Origin of the sequence: Flavobacterium granuli (genome assembly GCF_031456055.1) — a bacterium.
Lineage (GTDB): Bacteria > Bacteroidota > Bacteroidia > Flavobacteriales > Flavobacteriaceae > Flavobacterium > Flavobacterium granuli_A.
The window spans coordinates 126,896-140,445 of sequence record NZ_JAVDTX010000007.1; the positions used below are offsets into that span (position 1 = coordinate 126,896).

26 protein-coding genes are annotated in these 13,550 nt (G+C 34.3%); all 26 read left to right on the forward strand.

Going from position 1 to position 13,550, the window contains the following annotated elements; genetic code table 11:
• The 26 genes from rplB (at position 1) to carA (ending at position 13,457) form a co-directional block, all read left to right on the forward strand.
• The gene (gene rplB, locus J2W95_RS15070) at positions 1-825 is read left to right on the forward strand and encodes a 50S ribosomal protein L2 (protein WP_077377767.1); all 825 of its coding nucleotides are present in this window, start codon (positions 1-3) and stop codon (positions 823-825) included.
• A 6-nt stretch (positions 826-831) separates the two neighbouring features.
• Positions 832-1,110 (forward strand): 30S ribosomal protein S19, encoded by a 279-nt coding sequence (gene rpsS, locus J2W95_RS15075; RefSeq protein WP_035637298.1) that lies wholly within the window; start codon positions 832-834, stop codon positions 1,108-1,110.
• Positions 1,111-1,116: 6 nt separating this feature from the next.
• Positions 1,117-1,530: a 50S ribosomal protein L22 gene (gene rplV, locus J2W95_RS15080; protein WP_268847741.1), complete on the forward strand. Its 414-nt coding sequence runs from the start codon at positions 1,117-1,119 to the stop codon at positions 1,528-1,530.
• A gap of 5 nt (positions 1,531-1,535) precedes the next feature.
• Positions 1,536-2,291, forward strand: coding sequence for a 30S ribosomal protein S3 (gene rpsC, locus J2W95_RS15085; protein ID WP_077377764.1), 756 nt, complete (start codon positions 1,536-1,538; stop codon positions 2,289-2,291).
• 19 nt (positions 2,292-2,310) lie between these two features.
• The gene (gene rplP / locus J2W95_RS15090) at positions 2,311-2,736 is read left to right on the forward strand and encodes a 50S ribosomal protein L16 (protein WP_007803637.1); all 426 of its coding nucleotides are present in this window, start codon (positions 2,311-2,313) and stop codon (positions 2,734-2,736) included.
• 13 nt (positions 2,737-2,749) lie between these two features.
• Positions 2,750-2,941, forward strand: coding sequence for a 50S ribosomal protein L29 (rpmC, locus tag J2W95_RS15095; protein WP_100843385.1), 192 nt, complete (start codon positions 2,750-2,752; stop codon positions 2,939-2,941).
• Positions 2,942-2,953: 12 nt separating this feature from the next.
• Positions 2,954-3,214: a 30S ribosomal protein S17 gene (gene rpsQ, locus J2W95_RS15100; protein ID WP_026707010.1), complete on the forward strand. Its 261-nt coding sequence runs from the start codon at positions 2,954-2,956 to the stop codon at positions 3,212-3,214.
• Positions 3,215-3,216: 2 nt separating this feature from the next.
• On the forward strand, positions 3,217-3,585 hold the full coding sequence (rplN, locus tag J2W95_RS15105) for a 50S ribosomal protein L14 (protein WP_007803649.1): 369 nt from the start codon (positions 3,217-3,219) through the stop codon (positions 3,583-3,585).
• A gap of 11 nt (positions 3,586-3,596) precedes the next feature.
• Complete coding sequence (gene rplX, locus J2W95_RS15110; protein WP_077377758.1) at positions 3,597-3,911, forward strand: 50S ribosomal protein L24; 315 nt, start codon at positions 3,597-3,599, stop codon at positions 3,909-3,911.
• Between the two features lie 2 nt (positions 3,912-3,913).
• Positions 3,914-4,465: a 50S ribosomal protein L5 gene (rplE, locus tag J2W95_RS15115; RefSeq protein ID WP_077377755.1), complete on the forward strand. Its 552-nt coding sequence runs from the start codon at positions 3,914-3,916 to the stop codon at positions 4,463-4,465.
• 3 nt (positions 4,466-4,468) lie between these two features.
• The gene (rpsN, locus tag J2W95_RS15120; RefSeq protein WP_026707007.1) at positions 4,469-4,738 is read left to right on the forward strand and encodes a 30S ribosomal protein S14; all 270 of its coding nucleotides are present in this window, start codon (positions 4,469-4,471) and stop codon (positions 4,736-4,738) included.
• A gap of 104 nt (positions 4,739-4,842) precedes the next feature.
• Complete coding sequence (gene rpsH / locus J2W95_RS15125; RefSeq protein WP_077377752.1) at positions 4,843-5,241, forward strand: 30S ribosomal protein S8; 399 nt, start codon at positions 4,843-4,845, stop codon at positions 5,239-5,241.
• 18 nt (positions 5,242-5,259) lie between these two features.
• Positions 5,260-5,802 (forward strand): 50S ribosomal protein L6, encoded by a 543-nt coding sequence (gene rplF, locus J2W95_RS15130; RefSeq protein WP_111411025.1) that lies wholly within the window; start codon positions 5,260-5,262, stop codon positions 5,800-5,802.
• 11 nt (positions 5,803-5,813) lie between these two features.
• Positions 5,814-6,164, forward strand: a complete 351-nt coding sequence (gene rplR / locus J2W95_RS15135; protein ID WP_116797192.1) for a 50S ribosomal protein L18 — start codon at positions 5,814-5,816, stop codon at positions 6,162-6,164.
• Positions 6,165-6,167: 3 nt separating this feature from the next.
• Complete coding sequence (gene rpsE / locus J2W95_RS15140; RefSeq protein ID WP_116797193.1) at positions 6,168-6,692, forward strand: 30S ribosomal protein S5; 525 nt, start codon at positions 6,168-6,170, stop codon at positions 6,690-6,692.
• Positions 6,693-6,704: 12 nt separating this feature from the next.
• A complete protein-coding gene (gene rpmD, locus J2W95_RS15145) occupies positions 6,705-6,887 on the forward strand; it encodes a 50S ribosomal protein L30 (protein WP_026706255.1) in 183 nt (60 codons plus the stop codon).
• An 11-nt stretch (positions 6,888-6,898) separates the two neighbouring features.
• On the forward strand, positions 6,899-7,351 hold the full coding sequence (rplO, locus tag J2W95_RS15150; RefSeq protein ID WP_100433332.1) for a 50S ribosomal protein L15: 453 nt from the start codon (positions 6,899-6,901) through the stop codon (positions 7,349-7,351).
• Positions 7,352-7,364: 13 nt separating this feature from the next.
• Positions 7,365-8,711, forward strand: coding sequence for a preprotein translocase subunit SecY (gene secY / locus J2W95_RS15155; protein ID WP_111411023.1), 1,347 nt, complete (start codon positions 7,365-7,367; stop codon positions 8,709-8,711).
• A 3-nt stretch (positions 8,712-8,714) separates the two neighbouring features.
• Positions 8,715-8,930 (forward strand): translation initiation factor IF-1, encoded by a 216-nt coding sequence (gene infA, locus J2W95_RS15160; protein ID WP_007136545.1) that lies wholly within the window; start codon positions 8,715-8,717, stop codon positions 8,928-8,930.
• Positions 8,931-8,942: 12 nt separating this feature from the next.
• Positions 8,943-9,059, forward strand: coding sequence for a type B 50S ribosomal protein L36 (ykgO, locus tag J2W95_RS15165; RefSeq protein WP_008992256.1), 117 nt, complete (start codon positions 8,943-8,945; stop codon positions 9,057-9,059).
• Positions 9,060-9,061: 2 nt separating this feature from the next.
• Complete coding sequence (gene rpsM / locus J2W95_RS15170) at positions 9,062-9,436, forward strand: 30S ribosomal protein S13 (RefSeq protein ID WP_100433334.1); 375 nt, start codon at positions 9,062-9,064, stop codon at positions 9,434-9,436.
• 8 nt (positions 9,437-9,444) lie between these two features.
• Entirely contained in the window at positions 9,445-9,828 is a 384-nt protein-coding gene (rpsK, locus tag J2W95_RS15175; protein ID WP_024981527.1) for a 30S ribosomal protein S11, read from the forward strand.
• A gap of 92 nt (positions 9,829-9,920) precedes the next feature.
• Complete coding sequence (gene rpsD / locus J2W95_RS15180) at positions 9,921-10,526, forward strand: 30S ribosomal protein S4 (RefSeq protein ID WP_111411022.1); 606 nt, start codon at positions 9,921-9,923, stop codon at positions 10,524-10,526.
• A 21-nt stretch (positions 10,527-10,547) separates the two neighbouring features.
• The gene (locus tag J2W95_RS15185; RefSeq protein WP_035637337.1) at positions 10,548-11,540 is read left to right on the forward strand and encodes a DNA-directed RNA polymerase subunit alpha; all 993 of its coding nucleotides are present in this window, start codon (positions 10,548-10,550) and stop codon (positions 11,538-11,540) included.
• A gap of 36 nt (positions 11,541-11,576) precedes the next feature.
• Positions 11,577-12,065: a 50S ribosomal protein L17 gene (gene rplQ / locus J2W95_RS15190; protein WP_100433336.1), complete on the forward strand. Its 489-nt coding sequence runs from the start codon at positions 11,577-11,579 to the stop codon at positions 12,063-12,065.
• A 288-nt stretch (positions 12,066-12,353) separates the two neighbouring features.
• The gene (gene carA / locus J2W95_RS15195) at positions 12,354-13,457 is read left to right on the forward strand and encodes a glutamine-hydrolyzing carbamoyl-phosphate synthase small subunit (RefSeq protein WP_310008493.1); all 1,104 of its coding nucleotides are present in this window, start codon (positions 12,354-12,356) and stop codon (positions 13,455-13,457) included.
• The last annotated feature ends 93 nt before the right edge of the window (positions 13,458-13,550 follow it).

Sequence of the window (13,550 nt, forward strand, 5' to 3'; positions counted from 1 at the left end):
ATGTCAGTAAGAAAATTAAAACCTATTACCCCAGGTCAGCGATTTAGAGTTGTGAATGGTTATGACGCCATTACAACTGATAAGCCGGAACGCTCTTTGATAGCGCCGATAAAAAACTCTGGAGGTAGAAATAGTCAAGGAAAGATGACCATGCGTTATACGGGTGGTGGTCACAAGCAGAGATATCGTATTATTGATTTCAAACGTACAAAAGAAGCAATTCCAGCTACAGTGAAATCAATCGAATACGATCCAAATCGTACTGCGTTTATCGCATTATTAGCTTATGCTGATGGTGAGAAAACATATATTATTGCTCAAAACGGATTGAAAGTTGGTCAGAAAGTAGTTTCTGGACCAGAATCTCAACCTGAAATTGGTAATACTTTACCTTTAAGCAGAATTCCTTTGGGAACTGTTATATCTTGTATCGAATTGAGACCAGGTCAAGGAGCTGTAATCGCTCGTTCTGCTGGAACATTTGCTCAATTAATGGCAAGAGATGGAAAATATGCAACAATTAAAATGCCTTCAGGTGAAACAAGATTAATCTTGTTGACTTGTTCAGCTACAATTGGAGCAGTTTCTAATTCAGACCACCAATTAGTTGTATCTGGAAAAGCAGGTAGAACAAGATGGTTAGGAAGAAGACCTAGAACAAGACCTGTTGCAATGAACCCTGTCGATCACCCAATGGGTGGTGGTGAAGGACGTTCTTCTGGTGGACATCCACGTTCAAGAAATGGAATACCAGCTAAAGGTTATAGAACTCGTTCTAAGAAAAACCCGAGTAACAAGTATATCGTAGAACGTAGAAAGAAATAATAAGATATGGCACGTTCATTAAAAAAAGGACCTTTCGTTCATTATAAGTTAGACAAGAAAGTTGCAGAAAACATAGCAGGTGGAAATAAAGGAGTTGTTAAGACATGGTCTAGAGCTTCTATGATTACTCCAGACTTCGTTGGGCAAACTATCGCAGTTCATAACGGTCGTCAATTTGTACCAGTTTACGTAACAGAAAACATGGTAGGTCACAAATTAGGAGAATTTTCACCAACTAGATCTTTTAGAGGTCATGCTGGAGCAAAAAATAAAGGTAAAAAATAAGAAGCAATGGGAGTTCGTAAAAGAGAAACAGCAGATGCGAGAAAAGAGGCTAATAAGTCTTTAGCTTTCGCAAAATTGAATAACTGCCCTACTTCACCTAGAAAAATGCGCTTAGTAGCGGACTTGGTAAGAGGTCAGAAGGTAGAAAGAGCACTTAACATATTAAGATTCAGTTCGAAAGAAGCTTCAAGAAAATTAGAAAAACTATTATTATCTGCTATCAATAACTGGGAGCAAAAAAATAGTGAAGGTAATCTTGAAGAAGCTGGATTATTTGTTAAAGAAATCCGTGTAGATGGTGGAATGATGTTGAAAAGACTTCGTCCAGCTCCACAAGGTAGAGCACACAGAATAAGAAAACGTTCTAATCACGTTACAATCGTGTTAGGAGCTATCAATAACACACAAAGCAATTCTTAAGCAGCATGGGACAAAAGACAAATCCAATTGGAAATAGACTTGGTATCATCAGAGGATGGGACTCAAACTGGTATGGTGGAAATGATTACGGTGATAAATTAGCCGAAGATTATAAAATCAGAAAGTATATCCATGCTCGTTTATCAAAAGCTAGTGTATCAAAAGTAATCATCGAGAGAACTTTGAAACTTGTAACCGTTACTATCACTACTGCTAGACCTGGTATCATTATCGGAAAAGGTGGACAAGAGGTAGACAAGTTAAAAGAAGAACTTAAGAAAATTACTGACAAAGAGGTTCAAATCAACATCTTTGAAATTAAAAGACCTGAACTTGACGCGTATCTAGTTGCTACAAGCATCTGTCGTCAAATCGAAAGCCGTATTTCTTACAGACGTGCAATCAAAATGGCTATTGCTGCTTCTATGCGTATGAACGCTGAAGGTATCAAAGTTTTGATTTCTGGTCGTTTGAATGGTGCAGAGATGGCTCGTTCAGAGGGTTTCAAAGAAGGTAGAATTCCTCTATCAACTTTCAGAGCTGATATTGATTATGCTTTGGCTGAAGCTCATACTACTTATGGTAGAATGGGGATCAAAGTATGGATCATGAAAGGTGAAGTTTATGGAAAGAGAGATCTTTCTCCACTTGCAGGAATGGATAAAAAACAACCTGGTGGTGGTAAAGGTGGAGATTCTCCTAGAGGAGATAGAAAGCCTTTTAATAAAGGTGGAAAACCAGACGCTCGTAAACGAAAGTAAATTTTTAAACTAAAGAAAAATGTTACAGCCTAAAAGAACAAAATACCGTAAGGTACAAAAAGGTAAAATGAAAGGAAATTCTCAAAGAGGACATGAACTTTCTAATGGAATGTTTGGTATTAAATCTGTACATGAAGATGGAATGTTCTTAACCTCTCGTCAAATCGAAGCTGCACGTATCGCTGCAACTCGTTTTATGAAAAGAGAAGGACAATTATGGATCAAAATATTTCCAGACAAACCTATCACTAAGAAACCTCTTGAGGTACGTATGGGTAAAGGTAAAGGTGCCGTTGAATATTGGGCTGCCGTTGTTAAACCCGGAAGAATTATGTTTGAAGTTGGAGGAGTTCCTTTGTCAGTTGCAAAAGAGGCATTACGTCTTGCAGCTCAAAAGCTTCCAGTAAAAACTAAATTCGTAGTTGCTAGAGATTTCGAAGCATAATCTATATTATATTATGAAACAATCAGAAATAAAAGATCTTTCTGCAGCGGAGTTGCAAGAAAAACTTAGCCAAACTAAGAAGGCATATGCCGATCTAAAAATGGCTCACGCTATTTCTCCAATTGAGAACCCACTTCAAATTAGAAGTGTAAGAAGAGCAGTTGCAAGATTAGCTACAGAACTTACTAAAAGAGAATTACAATAATTCTGCTGAAAGATGGAAGAAAAAAGAAATTTAAGAAAAGAAAGAGTTGGGGTTGTTACTTCAAATAAAATGGATAAATCCATTGTGGTTGCTCAGGTAACTAAAGTAAAACACCCATTATACGGTAAGTTCGTGTTGAAAACAAAGAAATTTGTTGCACATGACGAAACAAACGACTGTAACATAGGAGATACTGTAAGAATTAGCGAAACGCGTCCTTTGAGTAAATCAAAATGTTGGAGATTAGTTGAAATCCTAGAAAGAGCTAAATAATTATGGTACAACAAGAATCAAGACTAAAAGTAGCAGATAACACGGGAGCAAAAGAAGTTTTAACTATTCGTGTTTTAGGAGGTACCAAAAGAAGGTATGCCTCTGTTGGAGACAAGATTGTAGTATCTATAAAAGACGCAACACCTAACGGAAACGTTAAAAAAGGTGCTGTTTCAACTGCAGTTGTTGTACGTACCAAAAAAGAAGTGAGAAGAGCTGATGGTTCTTATATCCGTTTCGATGATAATGCATGTGTTCTTTTGAATGCTGCAGGTGAAATGAGAGGAACTCGTGTTTTTGGTCCGGTAGCAAGAGAACTTCGTGAAAAACAATTCATGAAAATTGTATCATTAGCACCAGAAGTGCTTTAATTCGTTTTAAGATGATAAAGCTAAAAATAAAATCAGGAGACATCGTAAGAGTAATTGCTGGAGACCATAAAGGTGAAGAAGGTAAAGTTTTACGTGTTTACCGTGAGAAAAACAAAGCAATTGTTGAAGGTGTAAACATGGTTTCTAAACATACGAAACCTAGTGCAAAAAGCCCTCAAGGTGGTATTGTAAAGAAAGAAGCTTCTATTCAAATTTCTAATATATCTCTTATTGATCCTAAAACTAAGGAAACAACAAGAGTAGGTATTAGAGTTGAAGGAGATAAGAAAGTAAGATTTTCAAAAAAATCTAATCAAGTACTATAGTAATGGCATATATACCTAGACTAAAAGAAGAATATAAGAGTAGAGTTATCTCTGCTCTTAAAGAAGAATTCGGTTACACAAACGTAATGCAAGTTCCAAAATTGGAAAAAATCGTTTTGAGTAAAGGAGTTGGTGCAGCAGTATCTGATAAAAAATTGATTGACTATGCAGTTGATGAATTAACAAAGATAACTGGACAAAAAGCAGTATCTACTATCTCTAAGAAAGACGTTGCGTCTTTTAAATTGAGAAAAGGGATGCCTATTGGAGCAAAAGTTACTTTGCGCGGTGAAAGAATGTATGAGTTTTTAGATAGACTTATTACATCTGCATTACCACGTGTTAGAGATTTCAGTGGTATTAAAGCAACTGGTTTTGACGGTAGAGGAAACTATAATTTAGGTGTTTTAGAGCAAATCATTTTCCCTGAAATTGATATTGACAAAGTAAATAAAATATCTGGAATGGACATTTCTTTTGTAACTACTGCAAAAACAGATAAAGAAGCAAAGTCATTGTTGGCTGAATTAGGTTTACCTTTTAAAAAGAATTAAGATATGGCTAAAGAATCAATGAAAGCCCGTGAGGTTAAGAGAGAAAAAACGGTAGCTAAGTATGCTGAGAAAAGAAAAGCTTTGTTAGAAGCTGGAGATTTCGTAGGTTTGCAGAAATTACCGAAAAATGCTTCGCCAGTTCGTTTGCACAATCGTTGCAAATTGACAGGTAGACCAAGAGGGTATATGCGTCAATTCGGTATTTCACGTGTTACATTCCGTGAAATGGCTAACAATGGATTGATACCAGGTGTTAAAAAAGCATCTTGGTAGAAACAATATTCAGACGTGAGTAATCACGTCTGTTTTTCACATTTATAAACTGGTTTCAGGTTCGATTACATTTAATCGAAAACCGTTACCGCAAATCAATACATATGTATACAGATCCAATTGCAGATTATTTGACGAGAGTTAGAAACGCTGTGGCTGCAAACCACAAAGTTGTCGAAATTCCAGCATCTAATCTAAAAAAAGAGATAACAAAGATCTTATTTGATCAAGGTTATATCTTAAGTTACAAATTTGAAGACAACGCTGTACAGGGGTCAATCAAAATTGCTTTGAAGTATGATAAAGATACAAAAGAGCCTGTAATCAAAGATATCCAAAGAATTAGTAAACCAGGTTTACGTAAGTACGCAGGTGCTTCTAAAATCCCAAGAATCCTTAATGGATTAGGAATTGCTATTGTTTCAACTTCAAAAGGTCTTATGACTGGGAAACAAGCTAAGCAATTAAATGTAGGTGGAGAAGTAATTTGTTACGTATACTAATTTTAAAGACTATATAAGATGTCAAGAATAGGTAAAAGCCCAGTAACAATACCAGCTGGAGTAACTATTACAGTTGCCGACGGTATTATTACGGTAAAAGGAAAAAACGGTCAGCTAACACAGGAGTTCTCGGACGTAACTGTAACAGTTGAAGGAGATCAAGTTCTAGTAGAAAGATCTTCTGATCATAAAGACCAAAGAGCAAAACACGGTTTGTATAGATCTTTGATTAATAACATGGTTATTGGTGTAACAGAAGGTTTTACAAAATCTTTAGAATTGGTTGGAGTTGGTTATAGAGCTTCAAATCAAGGACAAAAGTTAGATTTAGCGCTTGGGTTCTCTCACAATATTATTTTAGAAGTAGCTCCAGAGGTAACTCTTGAAACTATATCTGAAAAAGGTAAAAACCCAATTGTAAAATTAACATCATTAGATAAACAACTTTTAGGTCAAGTTGCGGCAAAAATTAGAGGTTTCCGTAAGCCTGAGCCGTACAAAGGAAAAGGTGTTAAATTTGTAGGTGAAGTATTAAGAAGAAAAGCAGGTAAATCAGCTTAAAAAATAAGATTATGTCATTAACAAAACCTGAAAGAAGACAACGTATTAGATTCAGAATTAGAAAAACGATTAGTGGTACTGCTACTAACCCAAGACTATCTGTTTTTAGAAGTAACAAAGAAATTTACGCTCAATTAATTGATGATGTAAACGGAGTTACTATATTAGCTGCTTCTTCAAGAGAAAAAGAAATTGGAAAAGGTACGAACCTTGAAGTGGCAACTGCAGTTGGGAAACTAGTAGCAGAAAAAGCTTTAAAAGCTGGTATTGAAGTGATAACTTTCGATAGAGGAGGTTATTTATATCACGGTCGTATTAAATCATTAGCGGAAGGCGCAAGAGCTGCTGGACTTAAATTCTAATATATTATGTCTAAATACAAAAATATAGAGTTAGTAAAACCAAGTGGTCTTGAATTAAAAGATCGTTTGGTGAGTGTGAATCGTGTTACTAAGGTTACAAAAGGGGGTAGAGCTTTCGGTTTTTCTGCTATTGTAGTTGTAGGTGATGAAAATGGAGTTGTAGGTCATGGATTAGGAAAATCTAAAGACGTTTCTGAAGCAATTGCGAAAGCAGTAGAAGATGCAAAGAAAAATCTTGTAAAAATTCCTTTGAATGGACAGTCAGTTCCTCACGAACAAAAAGGTAAATTTGGTGGTGCGCGTGTATTCTTAATTCCTGCCTCTCATGGTACAGGAGTTATTGCTGGTGGAGCTGTTCGTTCAGTTCTTGAATCAGTTGGAATTCATGATGTATTATCTAAATCACAAGGATCTTCAAATCCTCACAACGTAGTGAAAGCAACTTTTGATGCTTTATTACAAATGAGAAGTGCTTACACTGTTGCAAAACAAAGAGGTGTTTCTTTAGAAAAAGTTTTTAAAGGTTAATTCAAGGAAATTATGGCTAAATTATTAGTAAAACAAGTTCGAAGCAAAATCAACTGTCCTCTTACTCAAAAAAGAGGTTTGGAAGCTTTAGGCCTACGTAAAATGGGACAAGTTGTAGAGCATGATTCAAATCCTGCTATCCTTGGGATGATAAATAAAGTTAAACACTTAGTTTCTGTTGAAGAAGCTAAATAACAAATACTGTTATGAATTTAAGTAACTTACAACCTGCTGAGGGTTCTACACACAATCAAAACAAAAGATTAGGTAGAGGTGAAGGTTCTGGTAAAGGTGGTACCTCTGCAAGAGGACACAAAGGAGCAAAATCTCGTTCTGGTTATTCTAAAAAGATTGGTTTTGAAGGAGGGCAAATGCCACTTCAAAGACGTGTACCTAAGTTTGGTTTCACTAACATCAATCGTAAAGAATACGAGGGTGTTAATCTTGATACTCTTCAATTATTAGTTGATAATGGAGTAATTACAGATACTGTTGATATGACAGTTTATGTAGCTAATCGTCTTGCTACCAAAAATGAAATCGTTAAGATTTTAGGTAGAGGAGAATTGAAAGCAAAATTAAAAGTAACTGCTCACAAATTTACTGCTACTGCAAAAGCTGCTATCGAAGCTGCTGGTGGAGAAGCTGTAATCATGTAATATTACAATTAAGATGAAGAAATTTATTGAATCAATAAGTAATGTTTGGAAAATAGAAGAACTAAAAAATAGAATTTTAATTACTTTAGGTCTGCTTCTTGTTTATCGTTTTGGTGCTCATGTTACACTTCCCGGAATTGACGCAACTCAATTAACCGGATTAGCTGGGCAAACCAAAAATGGATTAGGATCTATTCTAGACATGTTTACCGGAGGTGCATTTTCTAAAGCTTCAGTTTTTGCTTTAGGAATTATGCCTTATATTTCTGCATCTATTGTTGTGCAACTTATGGGAATTGCGATTCCTTATTTGCAAAAACTTCAGAGTGATGGAGAGAGTGGTAGAAAGAAAATCAATCAAATTACCCGTTGGTTAACTATTGTTATAACTTTAGTACAAGGACCAACTTATATCTACAATCTTTACAGAACTTTGCCTAGTTCAGCTTTTATTTTAGGATTTAATTCCTTTGAATTTTTGTTTTCTTCAGTTGTAATCTTGGTTACTGGTACAATTTTTGCCATGTGGTTGGGAGAAAAAATAACTGATAAAGGAATTGGAAATGGAATTTCTCTTTTGATAATGGTTGGTATTTTGGCTAGATTGCCTCAAGCTTTTATTCAAGAATTTACAACAAGAGTAACTAACAATAATGGTGGACCAATGTTATTGGTTGTTGAAATCATTATCTGGTTACTTGTGATAATATCTTGCGTATTATTGGTAATGGCAATTAGAAAAATTCCAGTACAGTATGCTCGTCGTACAACTTCTGGTGATTTCGAACAAGATATGATGGGTGGTAACAGACAATGGATTCCATTAAAGCTTAATGCAGCGGGTGTAATGCCTATTATTTTTGCACAAGCGATTATGTTTATTCCTGCCGCTGTTGCTGGTTTGTCTAAGTCAGATGCTTCTCAATCTGTTGTTGGTGCTTTTAGTAATATGTTCGGTTTTTGGTATAATTTGGTTTTTGCAACTTTAATAGTTGTTTTTACTTTCTTTTATACTGCAATTACAGTTCCTACTAACAAGATGTCTGACGATTTAAAGAGAAGTGGTGGTTTTATACCAGGTATTAGACCAGGTGTAGAGACTTCAGATTATCTTGATAAAGTGATGTCTTTAATAACTTTTCCAGGATCTTTATTTCTTGCTTTGATAGCTGTGTTCCCAGCAATTGTTGTAAGTCTTATGGATGTTCAACAATCTTGGGCTATGTTTTTTGGAGGGACTTCATTGATAATTATGGTTGGAGTTGCAATAGATACTATTCAACAGATTAACTCATACTTGTTGAATAAACATTATGATGGTTTGATGAAAAGTGGTAAAAATAGAAAAGCAGTAGCTTAACTTATGGCAAAACAATCAGCAATAGAACAAGACGGATCAATCATTGAAGCATTATCTAATGCAATGTTCCGTGTAGAGTTAGAAAATGGACATATTGTAATTGCTCATATTTCTGGTAAAATGCGAATGCATTACATCAAATTATTACCTGGTGATAAAGTGAAACTAGAAATGAGTCCTTATGATTTGTCAAAAGCAAGAATTACTTATAGATATTAAAGGATATTCACTATGAAAGTTAGAGCATCAGTAAAAAAGAGAAGTCCCGAGTGCAAAATTGTGCGTAGAAAAGGGAGATTGTACGTAATAAACAAAAAGAATCCTAGATTTAAACAAAGACAAGGATAATTATGGCAAGAATAGCAGGGGTAGATATCCCAAAAAATAAGAGAGGTGTTATAGCACTAACCTATATCTTCGGATTAGGAAGAAGTAGAGCAATTGAGATTTTAGAAAAAGCTCAAGTTAGCCAAGATAAAAAAGTTCAAGATTGGAATGATGACGAGATCGGAGCAATTCGTGAAGCTGTTGGTACATTCAAAATTGAAGGAGAATTACGTTCTGAGGTTTCTTTAAACATCAAACGTTTAATGGATATTGGATGTTATAGAGGTATTCGTCACAGATCTGGTCTTCCATTAAGAGGACAAAGAACTAAAAACAACTCTAGAACAAGAAAAGGTAAAAGAAAAACTGTTGCGAACAAGAAAAAAGCAACTAAATAATAAGTAATATGGCTAAAGCAACTGCAAAAAAACGTAAAGTTATCGTTGAATCAACGGGTGAAGCTCATATTTCTGCTACCTTTAATAACATCATCATTTCTTTGACTAACAAAAAAGGTGAAGTTATTTCTTGGTCTTCAGCTGGTAAAATGGGTTTTAGAGGTTCTAAAAAGAATACTCCATACGCAGCTCAAATGGCAGCAGAAGATTGTAGTAAAGTAGCTCTTGAGGCTGGACTTAAAAAAGTAAAAGTTTATGTTAAAGGACCAGGAAACGGACGTGAGTCTGCTATCCGTTCTTTGCATAATGGTGGAATTGAAGTTACAGAGATTATCGATGTTACTCCAATGCCGCACAATGGATGTCGTCCTCCAAAAAGACGTAGAGTTTAATACTCAAAAATAATTATAGTATAACCTAGATTGAAAATAGATTATCGAAGGATAAGACCTGAATTCATAATCTCAATCTTAAACAATTTAAAATGGCAAGATATACTGGTCCTAGTACAAGAATCGCTCGTAAATTTGGCGAGGCAATTTTCGGAGACGATAAAGCTTTCGAAAAAAGAAATTACCCTCCTGGACAACACGGGATGGCAAAAAAAAGAGGAAAAAAATCTGAGTACGCTGTTCAGTTAATGGAAAAGCAAAAAGCTAAATATTCTTACGGAATTTTAGAAAAACAATTCAGAAATTTATTCGAAAAAGCATCAGCTACTAAAGGTGTAACTGGTGAAGTATTGTTACAATTGTGTGAAGCTAGATTAGACAATGTAGTTTTTAGAATGGGTATTGCTCCTTCTAGAAGAGGTGCTCGTCAAATCGTTTCTCACCGTCACATTACTGTTAATGGAGAAAATGTAAATATTCCTTCTTACCACTTGAAACCAGGTGATGTAGTAGGTGTTCGTGAAAAATCTAAATCTTTAGAAGCTATCGAACGTTCTTTATCTAATTCAAGTCATGTTTATGAGTGGATTACTTGGAATAATGAAACAAAACAAGGTACATTTGTAAGCGTTCCTGCTAGACTTCAAATTCCAGAAAACATTAAAGAACAATTAATCGTAGAGTTGTACAACAAATAATAATTGACTTAGTCGAAATTTATGGCAATATTTAATTTTCAGAAGCCCGATAAAGTTATCATGATCGATTCAACCGATTTTGAAGGTAAATTTGAATTTAGACCTTTAGAACCTGGATATGGATTGACCGTTGGTAATGCACTTAGAAGAGTTTTGCTTTCAGCATTAGAAGGTTATGCAATTACATCTGTTCGTATAGAAGGTGTAGATCATGAGTTTTCTACTATTTCAGGAGTTGTTGAGGACGTTACCGAAATTATCCTTAATCTTAAACAAGTACGTTTCAAACGTCAAATTGAAGATATAGATAATGAATCAGTTACTATATCTGTTTCTGGTAAAGATCAATTAACAGCTGGTGATTTTCAAAAATTTATTTCAGGTTTCCAAGTTTTGAATCCAGAACTTGTTATCTGTAATTTAGATAGTAAAATTAAACTGAATTTCGATTTAACTATTGAAAAAGGTAGAGGATATGTTCCTGCTGAAGAGAACAAAAAACAGAATGCTGCAATAGGAACTATTTTTACTGACTCAATTTTTACTCCTGTAAAAAATGTGAAGTATGCAATTGAAAACTTCCGTGTAGAGCAAAAAACAGATTATGAGAAATTGGTTTTTGAAATAAAAACTGATGGATCAATTAATCCTAAAGATGCTCTTACTGAAGCTGCAAAAGTTTTGATTCACCATTTCATGTTGTTTTCAGATGAAAGAATTACACTAGAGGCTGACGAAATTGCACAAACAGAATCTTATGATGAAGAGTCATTACACATGAGACAATTGCTTAAAACTAAGCTTGTTGATATGGATCTTTCTGTTAGAGCATTAAATTGCTTGAAAGCGGCTGAAGTTGATACACTTGGTGATTTAGTATCGTTCAATAAAAATGACCTAATGAAATTCCGTAATTTTGGTAAAAAATCTTTAACAGAACTAGACGAACTAGTTGCAATTAAGAATTTAACCTTCGGTATGGATTTAGCAAAATACAAACTAGATAAAGAATAATCTAATCCCGCTTGCGGGATTAAATTTCATAAAGCAATGAGACACGGAAAAAAATTCAATCACTTAAGCAGACAGACTGCACATAGAAGTTCTATGTTAGCAAATATGGCTTGTTCTCTTATTGAGCACAAACGTATTAACACTACTGTTGCTAAAGCTAAAGCGCTTAAACAATTCGTTGAGCCGCTTATAACAAAATCAAAATCTGATACTACTCATAATCGTCGTATCGTTTTTGCTTACTTACGTAGTAAATATGCAGTAACTGACTTGTTCAGAGATGTAGCTGCTAAAGTAGGAGATCGTCCAGGAGGATACACACGTATCATTAAAGTTGGAAATCGTTTAGGAGATAATGCTGATATGGCAATGATCGAATTAGTAGATTTCAATGAACTTTACAACGGAGGTAAAAAAGAAGTTAAAAAAGCAAAAAGCCGTCGTGGTGGAAAAGCTAAAAAAGCAGACGAAGCTACTGAAGCTCCAGCTGCTGAGGCAGAACCAACAACTGACGCAGCTGAATAATTATGAAAATAATCATTCGATAAGAATTAAGGATAAACTATTTATAGTTTATCCTTTTTTTTTGATTTTTTATAAAAAAATAATCAATTATTGTTTCGGTTATTGATTAGTAGTTGAAGCGGTGCTGTTTCAGTTTGTTTTTTTGGAATGTAGTACTCTGTTTTTTTTAAACATTTTGCTGTGATTTTGTTACTCTGTATTGTTGAGTTTCAAATAGTCTTAATTATTCACAAAAAACGTTGCTTCCGCTGTTTTAAAAATTTAAATTTGCACAATATTAAATTACACATGAAATATACAACACGAAAAAGCGCTATACTTTTATTAAGTGACGGAACCATATTCCACGGTAAATCAATTGGAATAAGTGGAAAAACTTTTGGGGAAGTTTGTTTTAATACTGGTATGACAGGATATCAAGAGATTTTTACAGATCCTTCTTATTTTGGTCAATTAATGGTTGCAACAAATGCTCATATTGGAAATTATGGGGTAAATGATAAAGAAGTTGAATCTAGTAGTATTAAAATTGCAGGTTTGATTTGTAAAAACTTTAGTTTTAATTATTCTAGAGTTGATTCATCAGGAAGTTTGGAAAGTTATTTTGCTAAACAAAACTTGATTTGTATTTCGGATGTAGATACACGTGCATTGGTTAGTTATATTCGTAAAAATGGAGCTATGAATGCTGTTATCTGTACTGATGATACCTCGATTGAAGAATTGAAATTGCTTTTAGCTGAAGTTCCTGATATGAAAGGTTTAGAATTAGCTTCTAAAGTATCTACAATTGAGCCTTATTTTTATGGAGATGAAAATGCTGCATATAAAATTTCAGCTTTAGATTTAGGTATAAAGGAAAATATTCTACGTAACTTAGCAAAAAGAGATTGTTATATTAAGGTTTTCCCGTATAATGCTACTTACACAGAATTAGCTTCTTTTAATCCAGATGGTTTTTTCTTGTCTAATGGTCCTGGAGATCCTGATCCATTGGATAGTGCTATAAAAGTTGCAAAAGAGATTATTCAAAACAATAAACCTTTATTTGGTATTTGTCTAGGGCATCAAGTTATCGCCTTGGCAAATGGTGTTTCAACATATAAAATGTTTAATGGACATAGAGGGATTAATCATCCTGTGAAAAATATAATAACAGGCAGAGGTGAAATTACTTCTCAAAACCATGGATTTGCAGTAAATAAGGAAGAACTTGATAATCATCCGGATTTAGAAATTACACATTTGCATTTGAATGATGGAACTGTTGCTGGTATGAGAATGAAAAATAAAAATTGTTTTTCTGTACAATATCACCCAGAAGCAAGTCCAGGACCGCACGATTCTTCTTATCTTTTTGATCAGTTTATTGAAAATATCAAATCTGTATAAGACTAAAACGTTATCGTTAATAAATAAAAGTATATTAACGTTTTTGAAATAAAGACTTATGATTTTTTTTACTTAATTTTGAGTAAAATACAA

What these genes read in the sequence shown, in the direction of transcription:
- rplB (WP_077377767.1), top strand. Translation starts at nt 1, where the DNA reads ATGTCAGTAAGAAAATTAAAACCTATTACCCCAGGTCAGCGATTTAGA.
- rpsS (WP_035637298.1), top strand. Translation starts at nt 832, where the DNA reads ATGGCACGTTCATTAAAAAAAGGACCTTTCGTTCATTATAAGTTAGAC.
- rplV (WP_268847741.1), top strand. Translation starts at nt 1,117, where the DNA reads ATGGGAGTTCGTAAAAGAGAAACAGCAGATGCGAGAAAAGAGGCTAAT.
- rpsC (WP_077377764.1), top strand. Translation starts at nt 1,536, where the DNA reads ATGGGACAAAAGACAAATCCAATTGGAAATAGACTTGGTATCATCAGA.
- rplP (WP_007803637.1), top strand. Translation starts at nt 2,311, where the DNA reads ATGTTACAGCCTAAAAGAACAAAATACCGTAAGGTACAAAAAGGTAAA.
- rpmC (WP_100843385.1), top strand. Translation starts at nt 2,750, where the DNA reads ATGAAACAATCAGAAATAAAAGATCTTTCTGCAGCGGAGTTGCAAGAA.
- rpsQ (WP_026707010.1), top strand. Translation starts at nt 2,954, where the DNA reads ATGGAAGAAAAAAGAAATTTAAGAAAAGAAAGAGTTGGGGTTGTTACT.
- rplN (WP_007803649.1), top strand. Translation starts at nt 3,217, where the DNA reads ATGGTACAACAAGAATCAAGACTAAAAGTAGCAGATAACACGGGAGCA.
- rplX (WP_077377758.1), top strand. Translation starts at nt 3,597, where the DNA reads ATGATAAAGCTAAAAATAAAATCAGGAGACATCGTAAGAGTAATTGCT.
- rplE (WP_077377755.1), top strand. Translation starts at nt 3,914, where the DNA reads ATGGCATATATACCTAGACTAAAAGAAGAATATAAGAGTAGAGTTATC.
- rpsN (WP_026707007.1), top strand. Translation starts at nt 4,469, where the DNA reads ATGGCTAAAGAATCAATGAAAGCCCGTGAGGTTAAGAGAGAAAAAACG.
- rpsH (WP_077377752.1), top strand. Translation starts at nt 4,843, where the DNA reads ATGTATACAGATCCAATTGCAGATTATTTGACGAGAGTTAGAAACGCT.
- rplF (WP_111411025.1), top strand. Translation starts at nt 5,260, where the DNA reads ATGTCAAGAATAGGTAAAAGCCCAGTAACAATACCAGCTGGAGTAACT.
- rplR (WP_116797192.1), top strand. Translation starts at nt 5,814, where the DNA reads ATGTCATTAACAAAACCTGAAAGAAGACAACGTATTAGATTCAGAATT.
- rpmD (WP_026706255.1), top strand. Translation starts at nt 6,705, where the DNA reads ATGGCTAAATTATTAGTAAAACAAGTTCGAAGCAAAATCAACTGTCCT.
- rplO (WP_100433332.1), top strand. Translation starts at nt 6,899, where the DNA reads ATGAATTTAAGTAACTTACAACCTGCTGAGGGTTCTACACACAATCAA.
- secY (WP_111411023.1), top strand. Translation starts at nt 7,365, where the DNA reads ATGAAGAAATTTATTGAATCAATAAGTAATGTTTGGAAAATAGAAGAA.
- infA (WP_007136545.1), top strand. Translation starts at nt 8,715, where the DNA reads ATGGCAAAACAATCAGCAATAGAACAAGACGGATCAATCATTGAAGCA.
- ykgO (WP_008992256.1), top strand. Translation starts at nt 8,943, where the DNA reads ATGAAAGTTAGAGCATCAGTAAAAAAGAGAAGTCCCGAGTGCAAAATT.
- rpsM (WP_100433334.1), top strand. Translation starts at nt 9,062, where the DNA reads ATGGCAAGAATAGCAGGGGTAGATATCCCAAAAAATAAGAGAGGTGTT.
- rpsK (WP_024981527.1), top strand. Translation starts at nt 9,445, where the DNA reads ATGGCTAAAGCAACTGCAAAAAAACGTAAAGTTATCGTTGAATCAACG.
- rpsD (WP_111411022.1), top strand. Translation starts at nt 9,921, where the DNA reads ATGGCAAGATATACTGGTCCTAGTACAAGAATCGCTCGTAAATTTGGC.
- J2W95_RS15185 (WP_035637337.1), top strand. Translation starts at nt 10,548, where the DNA reads ATGGCAATATTTAATTTTCAGAAGCCCGATAAAGTTATCATGATCGAT.
- rplQ (WP_100433336.1), top strand. Translation starts at nt 11,577, where the DNA reads ATGAGACACGGAAAAAAATTCAATCACTTAAGCAGACAGACTGCACAT.
- carA (WP_310008493.1), top strand. Translation starts at nt 12,354, where the DNA reads ATGAAATATACAACACGAAAAAGCGCTATACTTTTATTAAGTGACGGA.